The organism is Actinobacillus seminis, assembly GCF_002263215.1.
Taxonomy (GTDB): domain Bacteria; phylum Pseudomonadota; class Gammaproteobacteria; order Enterobacterales; family Pasteurellaceae; genus Actinobacillus_B; species Actinobacillus_B seminis.
Genome location: NZ_NLFK01000014.1, coordinates 50,213 through 56,445, shown reverse-complemented (window position 1 = coordinate 56,445; position 6,233 = coordinate 50,213). Strand labels below are relative to the sequence as shown.

Annotated in this window: 5 protein-coding genes; all 5 read right to left on the bottom strand. The window is 44.0% G+C overall.

Going from position 1 to position 6,233, the window contains the following annotated elements; all coding sequences use genetic code 11:
- On the bottom strand, positions 1 to 820 hold an 820-nt coding region (gene murI, locus CFY87_RS11030; RefSeq protein WP_094947839.1), incomplete at its 3' end, for a glutamate racemase.
- Between the two features lie 52 nt (positions 821 to 872).
- Positions 873 to 2,954: an ATP-dependent DNA helicase RecG gene (gene recG, locus CFY87_RS11025; RefSeq protein WP_094947836.1), complete on the bottom strand. Its 2,082-nt coding sequence runs from the start codon at positions 2,952 to 2,954 to the stop codon at positions 873 to 875.
- The gene (spoT, locus tag CFY87_RS11020) at positions 2,955 to 5,078 is read right to left on the bottom strand and encodes a bifunctional GTP diphosphokinase/guanosine-3',5'-bis pyrophosphate 3'-pyrophosphohydrolase (RefSeq protein ID WP_094947833.1); all 2,124 of its coding nucleotides are present in this window, start codon (positions 5,076 to 5,078) and stop codon (positions 2,955 to 2,957) included.
- 75 nt (positions 5,079 to 5,153) lie between these two features.
- On the bottom strand, positions 5,154 to 5,420 hold the full coding sequence (rpoZ, locus tag CFY87_RS11015; RefSeq protein WP_094947830.1) for a DNA-directed RNA polymerase subunit omega: 267 nt from the start codon (positions 5,418 to 5,420) through the stop codon (positions 5,154 to 5,156).
- A gap of 68 nt (positions 5,421 to 5,488) precedes the next feature.
- Positions 5,489 to 6,112: a guanylate kinase gene (gene gmk / locus CFY87_RS11010; protein WP_094947827.1), complete on the bottom strand. Its 624-nt coding sequence runs from the start codon at positions 6,110 to 6,112 to the stop codon at positions 5,489 to 5,491.
- Between the last annotated feature and the right edge of the window lie 121 nt (positions 6,113 to 6,233).

Here is a 6,233-nt window from a genome sequence, read left to right as displayed (position 1 = left end):
TATTCATCTCTTTTATCATCAAATCCGCCAGCACATCAATCTGCTCAAAGCCCCATAATGCCAGCGCTTGTTTAAAGGTATTTTCATACGTACTATTTTGCGTACAAAAAATGATATTTTTCTTTTCCATTTTTGACCGCACTTTAAGATTCTGCAATAAACTTTGCACCCGTAGTGCAATCGCCTTCCCCGGATCCATAAAAAACTTCACTTGTGGCAAACAAAGTTGGATCTCATCTTTAATCAATGGAAAATGCGTACAACCTAAAATCACCGTATCCAAATCCGCCATATCCCGCCATGCTGCCAACTCATGATACAACACTAATAAATCAACAGAATTACCGCGTAATTTTTGTTCCGCGATTTCGACCAACACTGTAGTACCAAGTCGCTCCACATGACAATGGCCGGCATAATTCCGGATTAAATTCGTCACATATTGACGTTTTACCGTCCCTTTCGTTGCCAAAAGCCCAATATGTTTCGTTTGCGAAATTTCCGCAGCCGGCTTAATCGCCGGCACCGTTCCCACAATTGGAATCGCAAAATGGCGCCGTAATATCGGTAATACCACTGTGCTGGCAGTATTGCAAGCAATGACGATCAAATCCAGCGGATATTGTTGATCAATGCGACGGCAAATATTCAGCGTCCGCGCAATGATCGTCTCCTCCGATTTTTCCGAATAAGGAAAACCAACATTGTCAAAACAATAAAGATAGTGGCAATGGGGTAAACGCTGCTGTACTTCTTTGTACACACTAAATCCGCCAACTCCGGAATCAAAAAACAGAATTGTCGGTTTTTGTTCATTCATCTTATCATTCCGAATATATTAAAAAATATGACCGCGCTTTAAGCACATTTTATCAAGCATTTGAATAAATTTCCCGATGATTTAACCAACGGGAAATCAAGGAATCTGCAATTTCTGGATGTTTTTCGATCAATTGTTTCGCATAATATTGTACTGTCGGGATCATTTTACGATCACGCATTAAATTGGCGACTTTAAATTCAGCAATACCGGTTTGTTTGGTTCCTAATACTTCGCCCGGTCCACGAATTTCTAAATCTTTTTCCGAGATCAAAAAACCGTCCTGACTTTCTCGCATCACTTGCAGCCGCTGTCGTGAAACCTTTCCCAGCGGAGATTTATACATTAACACACAAAATGATGCTGTACTTCCTCGCCCGACGCGCCCACGCAATTGATGCAATTGCGCTAACCCAAGACGTTCCGCATTTTCAATGATCATCAAACTCGCATTCGGCACATCCACGCCCACTTCAATGACCGTCGTCGCCACCAATAAATCCAATTCCGCTTGCTTAAATTGATCCATAATACCTTGTTTTTCCGCGGGTTTCATGCGCCCATGCACCAACCCAATACGCAAGTGCGGTAAGGTTTTACGTAGATTTTCCGCGGTGGCTTCCGCCGCTTGCGCTTCCAACACTTCGCTTTCATCAATCAAAGTACACACCCAATAAGCTTGGCGATGTTCATGTACACAAGCGTGTTGCACACGCGCAACAATTTCATGGCGACGGTCTTCGGAAATCACAATTGTTTGAATTGGCGTACGCCCCGGCGGTAGCTCATCAATAATCGACGTATCCAGATCAGCATACACCGTCATTGCCAAGGTGCGAGGAATCGGGGTTGCAGTCATGATCAATTGGTGCGGATAATAACCGCCTTTATTGCCTTTTTCACGCAACCTTAACCGTTGATGCACGCCAAAGCGATGCTGCTCATCCACAATGACTAACGCCAAATCTGCAAATTCTACCTCGTCTTGAAACAAAGCGTGCGTGCCGACGATCATCTGCACCTGACCGGTTCGAATTTTCTCCAATTCAGCTTGTCTCGCTTTGCCCTTCACTTTTCCAGCAATCCAACCAACATTAATTTCCAATGGTGCAAACCAGTGGCGAAAGTTGGCGGCGTGTTGCTCGGCTAAAATTTCCGTTGGCGCCATCAATGCGACCTGTTTACCATTATCAATCGCTTTCAATGAAGCCAACGCCGCCACCAACGTTTTTCCCGAACCAACGTCGCCTTGTACTAAGCGCATCATTGGATAATCCTGTGCTAAATCGACGGCAATTTCTTGGCTCACGCGTTGCTGAGCCGATGTCGGTTGGTAAGGCAGTTGCTGTAAAAATCGTTCAATTAAATCACTTTTATCGCTCAACGGAATCGCTGAAAACTGCTGCGTTCCCAACCGCACTTTTTGCATCGCAAGATTGTGCGCCAATAATTCTTCGAAAATCAACCGCTGTTGTGCCGGATGTTTACCTTGTTCCAGCAATTCTAATGCTAAATCTGGCGGTGGGCGGTGCAATAATTGAATGGCTTGTTTGAAACTAAATTGATGGGGGTTATACGCCGCCGGCAAAATTTCCGGCAACGCCATTTTATCCAGCAAGGCAAGAGCTTGATCAGTTAATTTGCGTAACGAGGCTTGTTTTAACCCCTCTGTAGTCGGATAAATCGGCGTGAGCGTTTCTTCCAATTGTAAAGGCGCATCATCACGCACAATTTGATATTCCGGATGGTGAATTTCCGCCATAAATCGACCGCGCTTTATCTCGCCAAAGGCTTTCACTCTGGCGCCCACTTGGAAACTATTGCGCATTGCCGCATTAAAATTGAAAAAGCGCAGGGTAATTTTAGAACTGCCATCAGACAAACTGACGGTTAAAATCGGTCGTTTACCGAATTGAACATCACAAGTTTGGACAAAACCCTCAATGGTGGCATATTGTTCGGGGCGCAAATCGGCAATGGGTGTAATTCGAGTGCGATCTTCATAACGCATGGGGAAATGAAATAATAAATCTTGTAGATTAAAAATCCCCAAACGCCCTAATTTTTCTGCAATCGCCGCGCCCACGCCGGATAAAGTGGTTAACGGAATGGCGTCAAATAACCCGCTGTTCATTTAGCTATTCGTATTGCGAACGATGCTCACTAATCCCGGAAGAGTTTTGATTTTACGCATAATATTGGCTAAATGTTGGGTATCTGTCGCGGTCAATAAGACGACAATTTGATACAAACGCCCATCTTGTTCTTCTGTCCAAATACTATGAATATTGCTTCCTAACGAGGAGATCGCAGAGGTTAAATTTGGTAATGCGCCTTGCTGATTGAGCATTTCAATACGCAATTCGGTTTCAAAATCCGCTTTCACATCACTTTTTTCCCATTCCACTGTCGTATAACGTTCGGCACCGTCTTTGCGATTTTTTAAATTTGCACAACATTCGTGGTGAATAACCAACCCTTTCCCCGGGCTGGCATAAGCGACGATAGGATCGCCTGGAATTGGATGACAACAATGAGCGAATGTGGTCAATAATCCTTTCGCACTTTTTACCTCCAGAACGTACTTGTTATTACCTATATCACCATCAGTATCAATCTCAATCGGCTCGCCCAACAAACGATAAGCAATCACCGCACTCATTTGATTACCTAATCCGATTTCAGTTAACAAATCATCAAAACTATCCAGTTTCAGTTCTGTGAGTACGTGTTCAATACGATGCGGCTCCACATCTTCCAATTTTTTCGGTTGTAACGCATTACTTAGTTGGCGTTTACCTAAGATTAGCGCGGTATCGGAACGAAGATTTTTTAAGGCATGACGAATATTGGTACGCGCTTTGGCAGTCACCACAAAATTCAACCATCCCACATTCGGGCATGCATTATTTGAGGTGATAATATCAATGGTTTGTCCGGATTGTAAGGCTTGCGACAGAGGATAAGGTTTGCGATCAACATTCGCCGCCACGCAAGAATGCCCAATATCAGTATGTACCGCATAAGCAAAATCCACCGGCGTAGCGCCTACCGGCAACTCAACAATACGCCCTTTCGGCGTAAACACATAAATTTCTTTCGGAAAAAATTCCGATTTTACACTTTCAATAAATTCAAAAGAATTACCCGCGCTTTGTTGCAATTCAATTAAACTTTGCAACCAACGTTGCGCGCGAATTTGCGCGGTGGTACTGTCATTGCGCCCGCCTTGCTTATATGCCCAATGCGCCGCAACCCCCATTTCCGCCATCTGATCCATCTCTTCAGTCCGGATTTGCACCTCTACCGGCACACCGTGCGGTCCGATCATAGACGTATGCAACGACTGATAACCATTGGCTTTCGGCACCGCAATATAATCTTTTACTCGCCCCAGACGCGGTTTATATAAACTGTGCATTTGCCCCAACACACGATAGCAAGTATCCACCGAATCCACCACCACACGGAATGCGTAAATATCCATAATAGAATGAAATTGCTGATCTTTTAAGCGCATTTTCTGATAAATGGCATATAAATGCTTTTCGCGCCCGAACACGCGGGCTTTAATTCCTACATCATCCAAGCGTCCTTTAATTTCATCCGCAATGCGTTGAATCATATCTTTACGATTACCGCGCGCCAGTTGAATCACTTTTTGCAATACCGCATAACGTTGCGGATGCATTGCCTCAAAGCCTAAGTCTTCAAGCTCATTTTTGATATGTTCAATGCCAAGACGATGTGCTAGCGGCGCATAAATTTCGAGGGTTTCTTTGGCAATACGCCGACGTTTATCCGGACGCAGCGCGCCTAACGTACGCATATTGTGCGTACGGTCGGCAAGTTTCATCAATACCACTCGAATATCTTTCGTCATGGCTAAAATCATTTTGCGGAAATTTTCCACTTCCGCTTCTTTGCGAGTTCTGAATTTTAATTTATCAAGTTTAGACACCCCTTCCACAATTTCCGCCACGCTTTCACCGAATTCCGTTTTCAATTGACCTTCCGTATAAGGCGTATCTTCAATCACATCGTGCAGCAACGCCGCCATCACCGCCTCATGATCCAAACGCATATCAGCAATAATCGACGCCACCGCCACCGGGTGCGTAATATACGGCTCGCCACTGGAACGCGTTTGCCCCTCGTGCGCATCTCGCGCGATCACAAACGCGCGCTTGACCAGCTCAATTTTATCCGCCGGCAAATAGCCTTCAATAATTCGATTTAAACTTTCAAATAGAAACAAAGAACACCTGACTTCACTTTCACTATCACTTGATAAATTAAACAAAAAATGACCGCACTTTTCTTCAGCAACGGACTATTTGCTTAATAACGAAACCGCTTGCGCTTCCGCATTTTCTTGTTCTAACGCATCGTAACGATCTTGTGAATCCATAATATCGTTATTAATCAATCCCTTCTCGATCTCACGCAACGCAATTACCGTCGGTTTATCATTATCTTCAGAGACCAAAGGTTCACGTTGATGCAACTGCAACTGTCTGGCACGACGCGCCGCGGTTAAAATTAAATCAAAACGGTTACCAATTTTTTCCACAGCATCTTGCACTGTCACACGAGCCATAACTTACTCCATCAAAGGTTAAATTTCTACAAAAATAAAAAAGGGTATTTATCATACTAGAGCGCGGTCTATTTTGCCAGTAATTGATGAATTAAGGTAGAGTTTTGTTCACCTTGATAAATCACCGTCAAACGCTCCGCACGCAAAATATGCCCCAAATCCGCTAATGCCTGCTCAAAATTATCGTTGATCACCACATAATCATATTCAACATAATGCGACATCTCGCTTACTGCTTGTGCCATACGAGAAGCAATCACCTCCGCACTATCCTGCCCGCGCCCAATTAAACGACGCTCCAATTCTTCAACGGAGGGCGGCAAAATAAAAATACTTTTTACCGTCGGCAATTTAGCACGAATTTGCTGTGCGCCCTGCCAATCAATATCCAAAAAGACATCAAACCCCTCAGCCAATTTCGCTTCAATGGTCGGCAACGAAGTCCCGTAATAATTATTACCAAATACCTTGGCATATTCCAAAAACAAATCTTGCGCGATTAATTGCTCAAATTCTACATGAGAAACAAAATGATAATGCACCCCATCCACCTCGCCCGGACGCGGATGACGCGTCGTATGCGACACCGACACCATCATTTTTTCCTGACTATTCTGCAATAATGCCGAAATTAACGACGATTTCCCCGCCCCACTCGGCGCTGAAATAATATAAAGATTTCCTTGCGACATTCAATTTCCCTCCACATCATGTTTCTTCCCATTATGCCGATAATTCAATAAAAAATCAGCAAAAGTGTGGTGTTTTTTTGTGAAGTTTTTAAGGGGATATGAAGACATACATCATATAGAT

Excerpts from the sequence above, each read along its gene's own strand:
- recG (WP_094947836.1), bottom strand. The coding sequence starts at position 2,954 with ATGAACAGCGGGTTATTTGACGCCATTCCGTTAACCACTTTATCCGGC.
- rpoZ (WP_094947830.1), bottom strand. The coding sequence starts at position 5,420 with ATGGCTCGTGTGACAGTGCAAGATGCTGTGGAAAAAATTGGTAACCGT.
- gmk (WP_094947827.1), bottom strand. The coding sequence starts at position 6,112 with ATGTCGCAAGGAAATCTTTATATTATTTCAGCGCCGAGTGGGGCGGGG.